The following is a 17282-nucleotide window of genomic DNA, read 5'->3' on the forward strand; positions in this document are numbered from 1 at the left end:
CAAGAAGCGTATACTGCGAGTCAGTTGAAATTAGCTGATGTGATCACACCAGAAGAGAACGGCGTCATCACGTATGTTTACGATTTCGGAGATTCGTGGGAACATTCCATTCGAGCAAGGAAATTTTATTCCGAGAAGAAGCGAATGTTTCCTAAATTGATGCTCATGTCGGGTGATCCAGTACCTGAAAACGTCGGGGGACCTCCAGGCTATCACTATTTTCTGGAAGTCATCAACGATCCAACACATGATGAACACAGCGTTATTAAAGAATGGGCCAACGATTATTTATCACGTCTGATGATTTATAATGATGTCAATCATTTTAATCATGAGCTGAAAAAAATGCATACTTAATGTGGTTCGTTCCTTAGGTCCTTGTTAGGTTAAGCTTACAAACAATGACGTCAGGAAATTTCCTTATTTTTATTAGGTAAACAGGGCTATAAAAATAGCGTTATATGGTATGATTGATAGTAACGATAGCGAATTTGTAATGAGTGTCAGAGTGAGAACCCTCAGTTTCAACTGAAGGATGACTCTCGATGCAGGGCAAGAGCAATTACCGGATTCAAATTTTTCTAATATTTAAAGAGCGGAGAAAGCAAAAAGACTAGTTCCGACTCTCTCACGTTAGTTAAGCGAGAGAATCGGACTAGTCTTTAATGCAACGATAATTTGTTATTTCGTAATTATTGTTTCGGCAACAAAGCTATCTGAGCGATGTTTCGTCACACAGTATTCGATCGAATCGCCTGTATCCAAGTAAGCGATCTGTTCAGTTACTGCTATCGGATCATTATGCTCGATAGCAAGATAGCCTGCTTCTTCGTCACTGGCTTTTTTTACGGTGAAACGACGATGTGCACTTTGAATCGTTAAACCTAAATCGTCAGTGATGTATTTATAGATAGAACCCTCAAGATGTTTTTTCTCTAATCCAGGAACACGTTCGATCGGAATGTAGGTCTGTTCGATCACGACCGGTTTATCATCAACGATTCGTACGCGATGGATATCGTAGACAAAACTTTCGGGTTTGAGATTCAGTTTGTCTTGAACAATTTCATTGGCCTGGACAACTTTAAACGTCAATATGTTGCTTTTTACTTTTTTGTTATTGTAGAATGAAGTTAAACCACTAATTTGGTTAGTCTGAGTGATACGGACAATTTCTTTTTCACTTAAGTCTTTGACAAACGTTCCGGAACCGCGGCGTTTGATAATTAAACCTTCTTCAACTAATAAGTCAAGGGCACGCTTAACTGTCATCTTGCTCGTATTATAACTTTCGCATAAATCTTTTTCGAAAGGCAGCTGTTCGGTCGCAGTATAATCGCCATTTATTATTTTTTCTTTGATATCGGTATAAATTTCTTCATATTTTTTCATAACGCACCTCACTTTCATATAGAATCGACTCACGTTTTTGAGTATACCATACGGAATGAAAAACACAGTACCATTACATGATAAGTATACATTTGTAACATCCGATTAAATAACATCTCATATATTAAATATGATATACTTAATAGTAGGAAAAATCAAGCATTAGGAGGGCTAAAAATGTTAAATAATTTTAAAAAAGGCTTAATTGTTTCTTGCCAGGCAATATCCGATGAACCGTTACATAGTTCATTTATCATGGGTCGTATGGCCAAAGCAGCAACGGAAGGTGGTGCAGTAGGCATTCGCGCCAATTCAAAGGAAGATATCGCAGAAATAAAAAAACAAACCTCTCTGCCTATTATCGGCATAGTCAAAAGACATTATCCGGACACAAATGTCTATATTACAGCGACAATGAAAGAAGTGGACGAATTAATGGACGTGGGTTGTGACATGATCGCACTCGATGCCACAAAACAAGTAAGACCAAAAGGTGAAACATTGGAAGATTTCATAAAGGCGATTCGTGAAAAGTATGATGATGTTTTACTGATGGCTGATACGTCGACCGTTGAAGAAGGGGTGGAAGCTGAACGCTTAGGATTTGACGTGGTTTCTACAACCTTGGTCGGTTACACCAGCTACACTAAAGATCAGTCGATTTTTGAGAATGATTATGCGATGTTAAAAGAATACTTGGCTGCCATTTCTATCCCGGTAATTGCTGAAGGAAATCTCAATACCCCAGAACGAGCTAAAGCCTGTTTAGATCATGGTGCCTATGCTGTTGTCGTTGGCAGTGCGATCACGCGGCCACAAGTGATCACTAAACGCTTCGTTGATAAGATGAGTGAGTAAATACTAAAAAAGTGGACAATGGATCGACGACGAACCCTGAAGTCAAACGCTACTCGTTTGACTTCAGGGTTCGTCCTTCTGCGTCCACTTTTTTCATTTCTGGAAAGAGGAAACTGACCCCGCTGGGTCAGTTTCCACGACCTTTGCAAGTTGAGAAAGGCATACTCGTCTTCGTGGGCGAGTATGGACAATATGAAGCTCGAAGCAGGGCATTGTTTAGGTTGGTGAGCACGGATAAGTACCCATTCGGTCGCTTTATTCTTTGAGTAGTCAGTAGGGTACCGGTCAGGTATCCACTCAACGAATGTTATATAGTGAGTGAGCATTAGCGTTATCAATTAGGGATCACTCATTTTCAAGTATTTCGTGAGTGGGTATTACAGAGCGTCGAAAAAGCCCGCTCACCGGATAAAAGCACTGGAGTGGTCACTACAGTACCCTTCGAGCGCCAACTCGTCACGCAGCAGCTTATGAGTGGTCAGTAAAGAGGGGGACAAGTGACCAGCCATCAGTCGGTGACTTCTGAGCAGTCACTAAACGACCAGGATAGTGCTAACTCTGAAACAGAGATTCATTGAGTGGTGACTACTTATCTTTCAAGTGGCCACTGAAGTTGGAAAAGCTCTTCAGTGGTCACTTTTTTCAAAAAAAATTGATGATATAAGGAAAGCCTTCGACTCTTTCGAGTCGAAGGCTTCTTTTTAATATCCGAGATAATAATCAAACACAATGTGTGTAAAATTAATATTGTTTTCTCTTAAACGTTTACTGATATCTTTGACACTTTTTGGTTTGCCAGCTACATAATAGGTGGCATCATTGCCCAAGTTTTCCGCCAATTTCAAATAGGTCTCCCGGGTTTGGTCACGACCCGTTGTGTAGAATGGACGGAATTTTGGATTGCTTAAAGCGATGCGGTCTAATTCTTCTTTAAATAAATGGGTGTCAGAAGATGAATAGACAAGAAAAACATCTCGGCGCGTGTCATGTTCAAGCTGTTTGATCATGGCCCGGTTGGCTGTAATACCAATGCCGGCTGCGATCAAAACGACAGGAGAGGTTGCATCTTTCACTTTGTACCACCCAAAAGGACCGACCATATTTACTTTATCTCCTTTAGAAAGAGAGAAAAGAGCCTGCTTGAAACCGCTGACAGGTTCATTGGCATGGGTAGCGATCAACAGTTTGTTTTCCGAAGGGGAGGAAGCGACTGAAAAAATCCGGAAAGAGCGTCCTTTTACTTTCTTGCCTGGAAGGGTAAATATTCCATGTTCTCCTGGATCCCACGTGAGTCCTTCTGGATAATCAAATGTAATAACATAATAATCATCGTGTGGATTGTCGATCGAATCAATGGTCAAACTCGTTCGGCTAAATATGCCCGTAAAATCGGTGATTTTCATTTTTAATTTACTCCTTTCGATAGTGCATTTTTTAAAAAGAAAAATGAATAGTAAAAACCCGTTAACTCACTAAGAAAGCTTAATCAGTTAACGGGTTTATATTTTAGCGATTAATTATTTACGCACATCTCTGATTTTTTTAAGTGTTTTAACATCTTCATCAGATATTTCAAAGTCCAGCTCTCTGTTCTGCTTGATACGTCCTTCATGTGTTGATTTTGGTAGAGGAAGCGTATCTCTTTCCAGACAGTAACGGATAGCCAGCTGAGCAACTGTTACGCCGTATTTTTCAGCCATGTCTTTAAGTTCCGGCATGTCTAATACTTGACCAGTTGCTAAAGGTGAATAGGCTTCTACAACGATATTATGCTCTTTACAGAAGGCTAACAATTCTTCCTGATCTTTACCAACATAAAATGGGATTTGATCAGCCATTGGGACGATATCACATTGATCTAAAATCGGTTGCAGGTGTTTGATTTCAAAGTTTGAGACACCGATCGCTTTAATTTTTCCATCATTATACAATTTTTCCATTGCTTTCCATGACTGAACATTTCCTTCAGTACAATCCTTGCCTATTTCATCCCAAGGCCAAGGGGCATGGATAAGGTACAAATCAAGATAGTCGACACCTAAATTAGTGATTGTTTCGTTGAATGCCTCAAGTGTTTCATCATAGCCTTTAGTTTGAGCAGGCAACTTGCTTGTAATGAAAATATCTTCTCTCGGTAAGTCAAAGTCACGAATCGCTTTCCCTACATTTTCTTCGTTGCGGTAAGCTAAAGCAGTATCGATGTGAGTGTAGCCGTTTTTAAGTGCCATCGTCACTGCATCATATGCTTCGCTGTTAGGGATTTGCCATGTACCAAATCCAATACTTGGAATCGTTACACCATTGTGAAAAGTAAATTCTTGTTTCTTCATTTTTTACATTCCTCCTAAAAATTCAATACTTTTTCAGTATAACGTAAACAAGATGAAAATGCTTACTTTTTGTTTGTGATTTGAAAAATGCTATTTATAGGTGATTAAAATCAAGAATTCACCTTCGATATAAGAATCTTCACCCAATTCCAGACGTCTAACGATGACTGTTAATCGAGCGTCATCATTTTCTTCTGTGAACGTCATTTCTTCTAAAGGTTGTTGCGTATCTTCCATGGGAACTTCCCACGCTTGTTCTTTAATAGCAGATAGGTCGTACATCAGAACTGACGAGTCGTTTTCCAGCAGTTCGACACTTAATTCATCGCTTTCTGCGACAAATTTCAAAGAGTACGGCTCTGTATCTAAATCGACATCGATCTCACTACCCAGATAGGTCGATAATTCCACTAATTCATCCACACCAGTCATGGGGAACACATTCGGCTGTGAATAATCAAGTTCAATAAAGGCATTACGTGGACCTGATTGACCGGGTCCATCGATGTCAGTACCATAATAGTAATGAAAACCGGAATCAAAGCCAAAGGTCTGTTCAAAATCGCGGTAATAATCAAAATCATCCGGCAGCCAATCGAGCTGATCCAATTGTTCCTGCTGATTCAGGTAATTCATGCTGTAACTGAATTTTGCTTTTTCTTCATCGGATAACGCGTCATCCAACTGTTCGGTCGTCTCTTCATCTATTTCAGCCGATTCAACTATGCTGTTCACTTTGTTCAGTTGATTGCTGATGCCGATGGAAACAGCATCGATCATCGGAAGGATCGATATCACACCTAAACCTATCAGTAAGAAAGGGATCAGTATCTTTTTGGATTTCAGGAAACTGTAGACAAGCGTACTGATGATAGAAAAAATACCAAACAGCAGTACGAAATAACGGCCATGAGTAAGCCCGATGTCATAAGTTTTCAGGCTGGATGAAACCGTCTGAAAGATGGCAATAACAAGCAATAAATAAGGAAAAAAACGGCTGAATAAACGAGAAATGTTTTTGTCCACATTTTCAGTTAAAAAGAGGGTGATAATACCAATGATCGTATAGCTGATCAGCATCGGTTCCATCAAATTATCTTTCCAGAACTCACCTGAAATATTGATCAGTATATAGGCAATCAGAATAGCACTGAAAACGAGCAGCACTGGAATAATGATATAGGCAATCAGGATTTCAAGTAAGGGTGGGATACTCTTCGCTTCGTTTATTGTTAAGTCGTGTTTCTTTTCATCAAATACGGGCAATCTTGAAAGCAGATAAACCGGTCCGACAAAAAGGTAGACGATGGTGGCGCTGTAAGAGAACCAGCGATAATCTATTTCATAGATCAAGGTTGTGTAGGCACTCAAGATCGCACTGATCCCAATAAACAAGATGACTGAAATGAGTAAGCTCGAGAAGAAGGCCTTAATAAAAACGATCAGTGAATCGCTAAACGTAAGGTGAGAGCGTAGTGTGGGCGTCACCAGCAGCAAGACGACCAGGATGAAATATAAAACGATGGTGCGCACCGAGCCTGACTGACTGAACCCTAAAGGGGCTTGTCTTAAATAGAAATAATATAAAAGCGGTAAAATCAAACTAGCTAACTTGATCCCCCACAAATATAATTTATCCAGAGACAGACGTTCAGAATAGAGCTGGATGGATACAACCAGCAGCACGCCTAGTCCGATACTCATCACGTGATTCATATAATCCGGGTCGCCATCAGACCGAATGGTGGCCAGAGTAAACATAACAGCTAAAACAAGCAGGGCGATGGCAACTGGAAAACGAGAAAAAGTCGCTAACCACTGCGTTTTCCTTTCTATTAGCCAATTTTTTACAGACATGATGATCTCCTCCAATTGTGAAATTTTTATTAACTTTAGTTTACGACTTCATGACAAAATTAGCAATTATATAGAATAATGCAAGAAGATGCATTCGTCTGCTGTTTACATCACGTCTGATCCAGGTGAACAGGGTGTTAATCAGAAGAAGAAAGAGACTGGAACAAAGCCCACTCTCTTGTGCTAAACCATTATTCAGTTGAATAGTGACTTCCGTCATTCGTCATAAAATGCCTGATTCAAGACTTCGACACGTGTTTTCATTGTCTTTTTAGTCAACTCGCTGGCCGCAAAAAGGTCAAATGAATGAAAAGCATTTGGTACACAGTGAGTCTGCACCTTGATCCCCGCTCGTTCAAGCGCTTTAGCAAACAGCAGTCCTTCGTCTCTCAACGGATCATACTCACATACTTCAACGTAAGCGGACGGCAGTCCACTGAATGAGTCGGCTTCCATAGGTGAAGCATATTCATTGGGCAAAGCTAGTTCATCTCTGATGTAAAGCGACCACATCATTTTATTGAGTTTCACGCTCCAATAAGGAAATTCGTGCAGGGACTTCGAACGCATCCGGACATCCGTCACAGGATAGATAAGGAACTGATAAAAAAAGGGGTGTGATCCGTTATTCCTGTAATATAACGTGACATTGCTGGCTAAAGTCGCACCTGAACTGTCTCCACCGATTGCCAATTTATCGGGATCGATACCGAGATAGTCAGTATGGTTCACTACCCATTCGCTCGCCTTCACTGCATCGTAAAAAGGGTCCGGGAAAGGGTGGTGCGGTGCCAAACGATAATCTACGTCGATCACGATGGCATTCGTCCGCAGGGCATATTCCGCCGTCAGACGTTTGATGTGTGGGGTACGGGTCAAAAAGTAGGAACTACCATAAAAATAAATCAGGGCAGGTGACTGATTCTTGACGTGGTCAGGGGTGTAGATAATTAACGTGATCATATCCCCATCCGTGGTCGAGACACGAATACGCTTTTCTGTCACTCCTTCAGGCAACCGGACGGCATTGCGAGCAAGCGCAAGAGAACCGTTGAGCAGCGGGAGGAGAATAGGAGAGAGGAGAAGGGAAAGCGGTTTGTACTTTTTGACGCTGTTATGTATCGAAAACTGGTTCATAATTATCCTCATTTCCATAGTATAGTCAACAGAAAAAGCTTCCCTGCTAGTCGTAGAAGCAGGGAAACTAAAAGACTGCCAAGTCTAAGCGAGTTCGATCCCGCCGGTGATTCCATACACTTGCGCCGTCACATAGCTTGATTTGTCCGAAGCCAGATATACATACATAGCTGCTAACTCGGCGGGTTGCCCGGCGCGCTGTAAAGGGACGCCTTGTCCAAACTCTGGGATTTTTTCTTGTGGCTGGCCACCCGAAATTTGAAGAGCAGTCCAGATAGGGCCGGGGGCAATGGAATTGACGCGAATGCCTTTCGGACCAAGCTGCTTGGCCAGCCCGCGTGTGAAACCATTGATCGCAAATTTTGTGGAAGCGTAGTCCAGTAAATTTTCAGATGGATTATATCCCTGGACTGAGGTTGTGGTGATGATCGATGCGCCTTTCTCTAAATAAGGCAAGGCGGCTTTAACCGTCCAGAACAAGGAAAAGACATTGACTGAAAATGTTCTGCGTAATTGTTCGGTAGTCAACCCAGTGATGTCCTCTACCGACTGCTGCATCCCGGCGACAAGGGCGAGGACATCCAGCCCACCTAATTTATCGTGCGCCTCTTTTACCATTTGCTGATTGAACGCTTCATTCGATAAGTCGCCTGGAATCAGGAAAACGCGGCGTCCTTCTTTTTCAATCAGTTCTTTGACTTCCAGGGCATCGGCCTGCTCTTCTGGTAGATAATTCAGCGCAATATCCGCGCCTTCACGGGCATAGGCGATAGCCGCAGCCCGTCCGATGCCAGAGTCACCACCTGTAATCAAAATTTTCTTGTCTTCAAGTTGCCCCGTTCCACGATAAGATTCTTCACCACAATCCGGTTTAGGTTTCATGTCTTTTTGGAGACCGGGAGGATTTTGATACTGTTTGGGAAACTTACCGGAGTAATACTTTTTAGTGGGATCGGTCTGGTGCTTAACCATGAATACTCTCCTCATTTCTTTACGGATTTATTTTAGTGTAACCTTATATCTTTAAAGGCTCAATCATTATGACTTTTAGTACATATTCGAATTAAATTGTGAACATTAACTCTTATAGCTTCTCTTTTTTGTATAATATAGTGTATAATGGCTATACTTATAACCAGAAAGAGAGGTTAAGTAATATGAAAAAGTGGATGATATCGATTGTTGCGGCTGCTTTAGCAGCTTTTCTTTTATATATACCTGTTAATAATCTACATATTCAGTACAATGAACAATTATATGAAGACTCAAGAACGCAGGCCAGTCATCATTTAAACGTCGTTCGTGATGACATTCAGGTCCAGCTGGATAGTAGTTTATTCTACGCAGATTTTTTTGAAATGATCGTCAGTCATGATCCTGACATCACAGAAAAAGAATTGCATGCCTACAGTGAATTTATAATTGAGCGCAATCCACTGGTAGATCATGTCAGTTTAGCGAAAGATGGCATTATTCATTATATTTATCCCTTAGAAGGAAACGAAGCAGCCATTGGGTATAACTTGCTGGAGGAGCCGGATCGTAAGCTCTTTCTGGAAGAAGCGATAATAAAACGGACAGCAGTAGCACAAGGTCCCGTTGAAGCTATACAGGGCGGCAATAAAATATTTAATCGTAAAGCGGTGTTCATTGAATCAGGAAACACGGAAGAAATTTGGGGATTCGCCAGTGTGACAGTCGATTTTGATCTTTTAGTAGAAAACAGTCTTTTATCAAATGATTTGCCCGGATATGATTATGCCATCAAAGTTGAATCTGCTCGGTCACAACCTGTTTTCTGGGGCGAGGAGGATGTCTTTGAATCAGACTCTGAGGCTGTAACAGCTTCGATTTTATTGCCTGAGAACAATTGGATAATTGCGCTCATTCCGACGAATGGCTGGAATAGAAACATACATTATCATAGTATGGAGACCCTCATCTTTTATGTGTTTATCCTGATTATTTTCAAACTCGTTTTGATTTTTGTTCATCAATATCTTACTAAGAGAGAATTATCACGGACCGATGCCCTGACGTGTTTACTGAATAAAAAAACATTTGAACAATCTGCAAAAAATGTATTAAAACATTCAGCAAAGAAAAATGGGTTACTGCTCATTGATTTTAATGATTTCAAACTGATCAACGATACACACGGTCATTTAGTCGGGGATAAGGTTTTAGCCATAACAGCTGACCGATTAGTGCACGCCTTGAAGAAATCTGATCTAATCGGCCGTATTGGTGGCGACGAGATGATGATACTAGTTAAAGATACGGAGTCTGAAGAAGAACTCGAAAAAATAAAAGAGCGTGTGATCGAGCGGATAGAAAAACCGATCCTCTATAAAAACAAGATCATTCATCCGTCTATATCGGTGGGACACACTTTGATCAGTCAGTGGCTGCCATTTAACCATCTCTATGAAATCGTAGATAAAAAAATGTACCGAGATAAAACGACAAAAAAAATAATAGCCATGTCACCGTTCAAGCAAACAGATTTAGAATCATAACTATAAGCACAGTCACGATTCAATGGTCATTCAGATAATCAGCCTGTTTACTGATTATTTAGGAAAAAGCCCATTTATCATGGCTTTTTTGGCGTGTCACAGGTATGATAGATTGTAAAGATCATACATAAAGGATGAAGACTAATTATGAAAAAGAAAGAATTGCCATTTTATTATGGCTGGGTAATTGTCGCGATCGGAGCTTTGAGTGTATTCTTCTCGGCACCGGGACAGACATTTTCCGTTTCCATCTTTATAGATTTTTATATTGAAGAATTTGGATGGAGCCGGAGTCAGATATCCAGTTTCTATTCCATTGCTACTTTAGTTTCCGGTTTATCCATGCCCTTTGTGGGAGATATAATTGATAAACAGGGACACCGAAAAGCGACAGTGATCGTGGCAGGCCTATTCGGAGCAACCTTGTTATGGATGAGTGCCATCAGTGCCCCGTGGATGATCCTGATCGGTTTCCTGTTCATTCGGATGTTTGGACAAGGATCGTTGACATTGATTCCTTCCGTTTTGATCCCTCAGTGGTTCGAGAAAAAACGGGGCAGGGCGTTATCGTTGATTTCGATAGGTGGCGTCTTAGGTTCGGCTTTAGTTCCGCCGCTCAATAACTTTTTGATTCAAACGTACGGATTATCTGCTACCTGGCTTTTTTGGGCAGCGTTGATGCTAACGATCATGCTTCCTGCCGCAGCTTTATTGATACGCAATCGTCCAGAAGACATGGGCCTGCAGCTTGATGGGGTTAAACCGGTTGAGTCTGCTGAAACACAGGACTTTTCGAATGAAGAGCTAGCCAAAAAAGAAAAATTGAAATCATGGACGCTGCAGGAAGCAAAAAAGACACGCACCTTCTGGTTTTTGATGTATTCGTCAGTGGTTCCCTCCCTAGTCAATACCGCAATGGTCTTTCATATGGTATCGATCATTTCTGAAAAAGGTCACGACACGGCTTTTGCCGCGTATTTACTCAGTACCATCGCCCTGGTGCAGATGGGAATGACCTTTGTTGCTGGATTCACTTTAGAGAGGGTAAAAGTGAATATCGTTAAAGCCTGGAGTTTTGTGCTGTATGTCGTGGTCATTTTATTACTTACATATGCTGAACATGCGTCATTATTGATCGTCTTTGCCGTACTTCAAGGGATTTTCATTGCCTTTGACGGGGTATCGTCCAACATCATCTGGGCAGATTATTACGGGCGTGCGAATCTTGGTAAAATTAGGGGCGTGGCGATGTCAGCTATGGTTATCGGATCCGCCTTAGGTCCGCTTCCTTTTGGTATCGCTTTTGATGTATTGGGTGGCTATACAGAAATCATGCTCGTGTCATTGATCCTACCCATACTGGCAAGTGTTTTGATGTTTAAGTCTCCCGCACCGACCCCAGCAGATCAAAAAGCTGTACAAGCTAAATAAAATAGACTCTAACGAGCGAGAGCCCTTGTCCAAAAGTCGGATAAGGGCTTTTTAAGTGCTTTTTTTTGAAAAACAAACGCCATTTAATGTAACCTTAAGAGGTAGATTATTTATCGAAAGGAGAAGTATAATGAAATTGAAAGACAAAGTGGCCATCATTTTTGGCGGGACATCTGGAATCGGCGAAGCGACCGCTAAGGCGTATGCAAATGAAGGAGCCAGAGTGATCGTGGTAGGTCGTGACGAAGAAGATGGGGACCGTATTGTAGGAGAAATCAAAGGTAACGGTGGAGAAGCGTTATTTGCGAAAGCCGATGTGACAAAAGCAGCTGAAATTAAAGCCGTTGTCGATAAAACAATCGAGGCTTTTGGACACATCGATATCCTTTACAACGGCGCCGGTATTCATGACAGTTACAAAACGGCGGTAGAAATTGAAGAAGACGAGTACGATAAATTGATGGCGGTTAATCTGAAAGGACCCTATTTAGCAACGAAAGCGGTCTTGCCTCACTTCGTAGAACAAGGCAGCGGAACGATCGTGAACGTCGGATCTCAGGCGACGCATGTGGCTGGACCCGGGGGATCTGCTTACGTCACATCCAAGCATGCATTGGAAGGCTTCACGAAGCAGCTAGCCTATGATTTTGGGGGGGAAGGGATCAAATCCAATCTGATCGCACCAGGATTCATTAAGACACCGATGACGGAAGGGATCGAGGATGAACGTCTGAAAGACATTCCGGCGAAACGAGCAGGGAAACCGGAAGAAGTGGCGGCACTCGCTGTTTTTCTCGCGTCAGAAGATTCTAACTATATGAATGGGTCCACTGTAACCATGGACGGTGGCTGGGTCGTCGGAAGATGACTGACTAGAAGCAGATATGAAGGCAAGGTAAATGAATAGCTGCTTCTAACTTTGAAAGGAGAAACGGATCCGTCCGGATCCGTTTCCACCAATGTTGATCGAAATGATCGTATTTAAAGAAAGCTTTCAATACTGGTCATAATCAGCTCCATTTCACTAAAAGAGACGGAAGGATTAGAAATAAACGACTAAACCCCCGTTTGATTCTCAAGGGTTCCAGCTTTCAGCAAAGCAAAGATACCCCCTTAGCGACCAAACTGATAGAGGTCTCTGAAAACTCTATTCAAACTACACTTGAAAATAGATTATTCAATCAGGTATAATATGGGTGCAACACTTTTTCGGATTTGAAATAAAGCTTTATTTATTCAGTGTTTTTTGTTAAACTATTCACATATAAAAAAATTAGGAGTGATCAGATCATGAAAAAAGTAATGTCTGCTTTACGCTTTTTATTCAAAAATGGTGAGACCATGACAGTGAAACGCGACCAAATCGGTGACTTATGGATCAAACAAATAACAACCAGCTTTGGTCGAATTGGAACCAGCGATTTTCAGGAAATTCGCCCATGTGAATCTTTGAAAATCGAAATTTACAAAGAAGCCGACCATGTCAATTCCAACGATATCAATAAAGGCGGATTAGAAGCGGGGATGTTTGCCCGTATCAAAAAATTCCAGGATATTGAAAAAATGGATATTTTATATCGCGATGATAAGAGTGGCGAAAAACTTATGGATGTAGAGAAAGATACGATCTATTTCCCATACAAAGCGCTTGATAATGAGGGGCAGGACAATGCCTATCAAACTTCGGCACTTATGGACGAGACCCTTTATATTGTGATCGATCCTACGCAAACGGTTCAAGACGTTTATCCTCAACTGCCCTCCAATCAAGCTTAATATGATCTCTTACTTCAGTCCGGTGGGTAACCCCCATCTGACTGTTTTTTTTTTGCATTAAAATTGTGTTTCATTTCTCCAATCGGTACAATAAGAAGGAAAGACTGAAGGAGGATAACGATGAATAACCAAAAATATGCACAGCCATTTTCATTTGCTAATGGCTTAACTTTAAAGAACCGCTTTTTAATGGCGCCGATGACAACCAAAATGAGTTTTTATGATGGGGTCATTACACAAGATGAAAAGCGTTATTATCATATGAGAAGTAAAGAGGTTGGAGCGGTCATAACTGCCGCAGCCAATGTTTCCGAGAACGGCAAAGGGTGGGATGGCGAACTAGGTGTTTACGATGACAAGCATTTAGCCGGTTTGAGTGACCTTGCTTCTTCGATCAAAGTGAATGGGACGAAAGCTATCCTGCAACTTTATCACGGAGGTCGCATGACACATGCCGCTGTTTTGAAAGGCGTTCAGCCTGTCGCCCCGAGTTCGGTGAGAGCATTAAGAGCTGATTCTGAAATACCTAGAGAATTGAAGGAAGAGGAAATCCTTCAAATCATCGAGGACTTCAAAGCAGCCACGGTCCGCGCGATCAAAGCCGGATTTGATGGTGTCGAGCTTCACGGAGCGAATACGTACCTTATTCAACAGTTTTTCTCGCCTCATTCCAATCGTCGGACAGACCAGTGGGGAGGGAGTATGGAAAATCGCTTTACCTTTATTGACAAACTGGTAGATGCCGTGACGCATGCTGCCAAGAAAGAAGCCAGCGAACCGTTTATTGTCGGTTATCGTTTTTCTCCGGAAGAAATCGAAATACCGGGGATCCGTTTCAACGAGACCCTCTTTTTGATCGAAAAGTTATGTGATAAACCTTTGGACTATCTGCATGTATCATTAAGAAAATCCGATCAAGTCTCACAACATGAAGCGTATCAGGATAAACCGATGATCACTTATCTGCGTGAGCACATAAATGGCCGTATCCCGTTTATAGCTGTGGGAGACGTCAGAACCGGAGAAGATGCCGAAACCGTGTTGCAAGACAGTGAACTGGTTGCTTTAGGTCGTGTCTTGTTAGCCGATCCTAACTGGGTCTCAAAAGTCTATGCCGGTAAAGAAGACCTGATCAGATATGACGTGGCAGAAGAGGACCGGGACCTGTTAGGCTTAACGAACGGTGTCTGGGGATTTATGCAAGGTATGATGCCGGACCGTTTAAAATAAGGATAAATCCTTGAAACAGACCTTAAGAATGGGATGAAATATTGAGAAAAATGTATTATAAGTTTGAGGAGTTCATTGATTACTTCCTTTTTGGTCTGGTCACAGCGTCGATTAGTATTCTGGCTTTTTACGTGCTGAACGAGATGATTGGCTGGCATTATCTGATAGCTAACGTAGTGGCTGTAACTGTATCTATCCTGTTCTCTTATACTGTGAATAAACGGTATGTATTTAAAACGCACACGAAAACACGAAAAGCCTTTATAAGAGAATTTGTCTTGTTTGTTTTATTCCGTTCAACCGGGGCAGCGCTGGATATGTTTGGTTTATTTGTTATGGTCAGGTTTTTCAGTGCGAATCCTACCTTGGCAAAGATAGGTGTCGGAACGGTAATTGCTTCTACCAACTATTTTGTCAGTCGAAGACTCATCTTTAAAAATCATAAATAAAGGGAGAGGAAGACGATAATGAAAAAAGCATTGATCAACATTGATTATACCAATGATTTTGTGGCAGAGGACGGTGCCTTAACGTGTGGAGAGCCGGGACAAGCTGTTCACGACAAAGTGCTGTCTTTAACGAAAGAATTTTATGAAGCCGGAGAATTTGTGGCGTTTACGATCGATAAACATACTGAAAACGATCCGTATCATCCGGAAACTGATTTGTTTCCCCCTCATAACATTGAAGGAACAGATGGCCGGTTACTTTACGGTGATTTAGAAGCTTACTATCAGGAAATCAAAGGGGCCAAGACGGTCTACTATACAGACAAGACCAGATACAGTGCATTTAATGGCACAGACCTGGAAACCAAATTAAGAGAACGGGACATCACAGAAGTTCATCTCGTCGGCGTTTGCACAGACATTTGTGTGTTGCATACGGCAGTGGATGCTTATAATAAAGGCTTTTCCATTGTTGTCTATAAAGACGCAACGGCGAGTTTCAATCAAGTGGGTCATGACTGGGCGTTAGGGCATTTCAAAGATACCCTGGGTGCGAGCGTCGTTTGATTATAAATGAATAAGAAAAAACTCTCCCAGGATCCTTTTTAGGATGCTGGGAGAGTTTTTTTCTTTAACTGAATTGTATATAAATATTCAGATCAAAAGGTTCATCATATTCAACGATGCGTTGTGTCTATCTATCATAATGTTTAGAAGGTCCACCCTTGATGTAGGCAAATGCCATAAAAATAGTGGTCTGTAAATAATCTTTCACATCTTTACTGAATGTTTCTGGTAATCGACCTAAATTGGTATTTTCTATATAAAGCTCGAATTCCCCATCAGAAGTAGGGACCAAATTTATATTTTTGGTTTGGAAACTTTCATACTCATATATTTTTCCGTCAACTTCCATAATATCTTTGTCTTGTTTACCAGCATAATATCGGTTGGTTATATCTTTTTTTATGATACACTTTGTGATCGTATCAATGGTTTCTTGATTCGGGGATATTTCTTGAGCTTGAAAAAAGTGTTTGTATTGAATAGATATCGCCCGGGTTAATTTCTTTTTTGCTTTCGTCTTTAAATATTTATTTGAGTTGCCTGCATGCTCTTTTATAAAAAATTTGAGTTTCACATAAAAGCTCAAGTAACATCCTCCTTTCAAAACTAATAACCCTACCATATAGAGTAGCAAGTGGTGCGTCGTATAAACATAATATCGTAAAAATTAATGGTGTTCAAATATTCGGTCTTAAATCTACCATTAGTTTTAATTGAGTTGTCAATACCAATAACCTGATCCTGAGTTAGTCTTCAGCCCTTATTTAAGAAAGGGTGAATAGAAAAAGATAAACATTTACTTCCTCCAGATTTGGATCAGTTTCACCTGATGCAGCTTGTGACATCCCAGTTGCTCTATACAACGAAATATCGGCGAAGACCTTGATAGGAATGGGAGAGTGACCCGCCGTGAGATAGGGCAACTCTTTTTATATGATGTTATAGTTTTCGTGAATTTTGAAGGGTTACTGGGTGCGGCTGTCTCTTTGATTGTATATACTATAAGTATGAAAAAGGAGAGAAGGGAGCCACATATGTTAGAGACCAGAGAATTAACAAAAAAATTCAAAGAACATGTTGCTGTCAAAAATGTCAGTCTCGATTTAAATGAAGGTGAATCGGTCGGTTTGCTGGGCCCAAACGGGGCGGGCAAGTCGACGACCATTTCAATGATGTCAACGCTGCTGCCGCCAACTTCTGGGGAGGTTCATTTTAAGGGCAAGGATGCATTGAAAAACCCCCAGGAGTTACGCCAGGTCTTAGGCGTTGTCCCGCAGGAAATCGCCTTGTATGAAGAATTGTCTGCTTATGAAAACATGAAGTTTTTCGGACGGATCTACGGTTTGAAGGGTGAAAAGTTAGAACAGCGCATCGAAGAAGTTCTGGAGTTGATCGGACTGACGGAAAGAAGTAAAGACCGGGTCGAGACCTATTCGGGAGGAATGAAGCGGCGTATCAACATCGGGGTAACCCTTTTACACGAACCGGAAGTGTTGATCATGGATGAGCCGACGGTAGGGATCGATCCGCAGTCGCGCAATTACATTTTAGACATGATAAGAAAACTGAACAGAGAAAAAAACATGACGATCCTCTACACCAGCCATTACATGGAAGAGGTGGAAAAGCTCTGTGACCGTGTCTACATCATGGATCACGGTGAAATCATCGCTTCCGGTACAAACCAGGAACTTAAAGATATCTTGAGCAGTGAGGAGACGATCCGCATCGATGTG

17 protein-coding genes are annotated in these 17282 nt (G+C 41.4%); 10 read left to right on the forward strand and 7 right to left on the reverse strand.

The features are described from left to right. Positions 1–357 (forward strand): plasmid pRiA4b ORF-3 family protein (locus R6U02_RS02385; protein ID WP_410262037.1); only part of this gene is annotated, 357 nt, incomplete at its 5' end. 324 nt (positions 358–681) lie between these two features. On the opposite strand, the gene R6U02_RS02390 is transcribed toward R6U02_RS02385, so the two are convergent. Continuing rightward, positions 682–1392, reverse strand: a complete 711-nt coding sequence (locus tag R6U02_RS02390; protein ID WP_410262038.1) for a GntR family transcriptional regulator — start codon at positions 1390–1392, stop codon at positions 682–684. Between the two features lie 177 nt (positions 1393–1569). On the opposite strand from R6U02_RS02390, the gene R6U02_RS02395 reads away from it, so the two are divergent. Then, positions 1570–2250: an N-acetylmannosamine-6-phosphate 2-epimerase gene (locus R6U02_RS02395; protein ID WP_410262039.1), complete on the forward strand. Its 681-nt coding sequence runs from the start codon at positions 1570–1572 to the stop codon at positions 2248–2250. Between the two features lie 701 nt (positions 2251–2951). Here R6U02_RS02395 and R6U02_RS02400 read toward each other — a convergent pair. The 5 genes from R6U02_RS02400 to R6U02_RS02420 form a co-directional block, all read right to left on the reverse strand. Beyond that, on the reverse strand, positions 2952–3653 hold the full coding sequence (locus tag R6U02_RS02400) for an FAD-dependent oxidoreductase (RefSeq protein WP_410262040.1): 702 nt from the start codon (positions 3651–3653) through the stop codon (positions 2952–2954). Between the two features lie 114 nt (positions 3654–3767). Continuing rightward, positions 3768–4580 (reverse strand): aldo/keto reductase, encoded by an 813-nt coding sequence (locus tag R6U02_RS02405; protein ID WP_410262041.1) that lies wholly within the window; start codon positions 4578–4580, stop codon positions 3768–3770. Between the two features lie 90 nt (positions 4581–4670). After that, complete coding sequence (locus R6U02_RS02410) at positions 4671–6437, reverse strand: DUF4153 domain-containing protein (protein WP_410262042.1); 1767 nt, start codon at positions 6435–6437, stop codon at positions 4671–4673. 216 nt (positions 6438–6653) lie between these two features. Further along, positions 6654–7574, reverse strand: a complete 921-nt coding sequence (locus R6U02_RS02415; RefSeq protein ID WP_410262043.1) for an alpha/beta hydrolase — start codon at positions 7572–7574, stop codon at positions 6654–6656. 84 nt (positions 7575–7658) lie between these two features. Continuing rightward, entirely contained in the window at positions 7659–8546 is an 888-nt protein-coding gene (locus R6U02_RS02420; RefSeq protein ID WP_410262044.1) for an SDR family oxidoreductase, read from the reverse strand. Positions 8547–8731: 185 nt separating this feature from the next. Between R6U02_RS02420 and R6U02_RS02425 the strand changes: the two genes are divergently transcribed. The 7 genes from R6U02_RS02425 (at position 8732) to R6U02_RS02455 (ending at position 15546) form a co-directional block, all read left to right on the forward strand. Further along, positions 8732–10093, forward strand: a complete 1362-nt coding sequence (locus R6U02_RS02425; RefSeq protein WP_410262045.1) for a diguanylate cyclase domain-containing protein — start codon at positions 8732–8734, stop codon at positions 10091–10093. A gap of 147 nt (positions 10094–10240) precedes the next feature. Then, entirely contained in the window at positions 10241–11524 is a 1284-nt protein-coding gene (locus R6U02_RS02430; RefSeq protein WP_410262046.1) for an MFS transporter, read from the forward strand. A gap of 130 nt (positions 11525–11654) precedes the next feature. Continuing rightward, positions 11655–12392 carry an SDR family NAD(P)-dependent oxidoreductase gene (locus tag R6U02_RS02435; protein WP_410262047.1) on the forward strand — a complete coding sequence of 246 codons (738 nt, stop codon included), beginning with the start codon at positions 11655–11657 and terminating at the stop codon, positions 12390–12392. A 422-nt stretch (positions 12393–12814) separates the two neighbouring features. Continuing rightward, on the forward strand, positions 12815–13300 hold the full coding sequence (locus R6U02_RS02440) for a hypothetical protein (protein WP_410262048.1): 486 nt from the start codon (positions 12815–12817) through the stop codon (positions 13298–13300). Between the two features lie 120 nt (positions 13301–13420). Continuing rightward, positions 13421–14530 carry an NADH-dependent flavin oxidoreductase gene (locus tag R6U02_RS02445; RefSeq protein WP_410262049.1) on the forward strand — a complete coding sequence of 370 codons (1110 nt, stop codon included), beginning with the start codon at positions 13421–13423 and terminating at the stop codon, positions 14528–14530. A gap of 50 nt (positions 14531–14580) precedes the next feature. Further along, a complete protein-coding gene (locus R6U02_RS02450) occupies positions 14581–14979 on the forward strand; it encodes a GtrA family protein (protein ID WP_410262050.1) in 399 nt (132 codons plus the stop codon). Between the two features lie 18 nt (positions 14980–14997). After that, complete coding sequence (locus tag R6U02_RS02455) at positions 14998–15546, forward strand: cysteine hydrolase family protein (protein WP_410262051.1); 549 nt, start codon at positions 14998–15000, stop codon at positions 15544–15546. 127 nt (positions 15547–15673) lie between these two features. On the opposite strand, the gene R6U02_RS02460 is transcribed toward R6U02_RS02455, so the two are convergent. Continuing rightward, positions 15674–16168: a hypothetical protein gene (locus R6U02_RS02460; protein WP_410262052.1), complete on the reverse strand. Its 495-nt coding sequence runs from the start codon at positions 16166–16168 to the stop codon at positions 15674–15676. Between the two features lie 412 nt (positions 16169–16580). Between R6U02_RS02460 and R6U02_RS02465 the strand changes: the two genes are divergently transcribed. After that, positions 16581–17282 (forward strand): ABC transporter ATP-binding protein (locus R6U02_RS02465; RefSeq protein WP_410262053.1); only part of this gene is annotated, 702 nt, incomplete at its 3' end.

The organism is Alkalibacterium sp. (assembly GCF_046484155.1).
Lineage (GTDB): Bacteria > Bacillota > Bacilli > Lactobacillales > Carnobacteriaceae_A > Alkalibacterium.

Excerpts from the sequence above, each read along its gene's own strand:
- R6U02_RS02390 (WP_410262038.1), bottom strand. The coding sequence starts at position 1,392 with ATGAAAAAATATGAAGAAATTTATACCGATATCAAAGAAAAAATAATA.
- R6U02_RS02460 (WP_410262052.1), bottom strand. The coding sequence starts at position 16,168 with ATGGTAGGGTTATTAGTTTTGAAAGGAGGATGTTACTTGAGCTTTTAT.
- R6U02_RS02405 (WP_410262041.1), bottom strand. The coding sequence starts at position 4,580 with ATGAAGAAACAAGAATTTACTTTTCACAATGGTGTAACGATTCCAAGT.
- R6U02_RS02435 (WP_410262047.1), top strand. The coding sequence starts at position 11,655 with ATGAAATTGAAAGACAAAGTGGCCATCATTTTTGGCGGGACATCTGGA.
- R6U02_RS02440 (WP_410262048.1), top strand. The coding sequence starts at position 12,815 with ATGAAAAAAGTAATGTCTGCTTTACGCTTTTTATTCAAAAATGGTGAG.
- R6U02_RS02430 (WP_410262046.1), top strand. The coding sequence starts at position 10,241 with ATGAAAAAGAAAGAATTGCCATTTTATTATGGCTGGGTAATTGTCGCG.
- R6U02_RS02410 (WP_410262042.1), bottom strand. The coding sequence starts at position 6,437 with ATGTCTGTAAAAAATTGGCTAATAGAAAGGAAAACGCAGTGGTTAGCG.
- R6U02_RS02400 (WP_410262040.1), bottom strand. The coding sequence starts at position 3,653 with ATGAAAATCACCGATTTTACGGGCATATTTAGCCGAACGAGTTTGACC.
- R6U02_RS02395 (WP_410262039.1), top strand. The coding sequence starts at position 1,570 with ATGTTAAATAATTTTAAAAAAGGCTTAATTGTTTCTTGCCAGGCAATA.
- R6U02_RS02420 (WP_410262044.1), bottom strand. The coding sequence starts at position 8,546 with ATGGTTAAGCACCAGACCGATCCCACTAAAAAGTATTACTCCGGTAAG.
- R6U02_RS02445 (WP_410262049.1), top strand. The coding sequence starts at position 13,421 with ATGAATAACCAAAAATATGCACAGCCATTTTCATTTGCTAATGGCTTA.
- R6U02_RS02450 (WP_410262050.1), top strand. The coding sequence starts at position 14,581 with ATGTATTATAAGTTTGAGGAGTTCATTGATTACTTCCTTTTTGGTCTG.
- R6U02_RS02455 (WP_410262051.1), top strand. The coding sequence starts at position 14,998 with ATGAAAAAAGCATTGATCAACATTGATTATACCAATGATTTTGTGGCA.
- R6U02_RS02415 (WP_410262043.1), bottom strand. The coding sequence starts at position 7,574 with ATGAACCAGTTTTCGATACATAACAGCGTCAAAAAGTACAAACCGCTT.
- R6U02_RS02425 (WP_410262045.1), top strand. The coding sequence starts at position 8,732 with ATGAAAAAGTGGATGATATCGATTGTTGCGGCTGCTTTAGCAGCTTTT.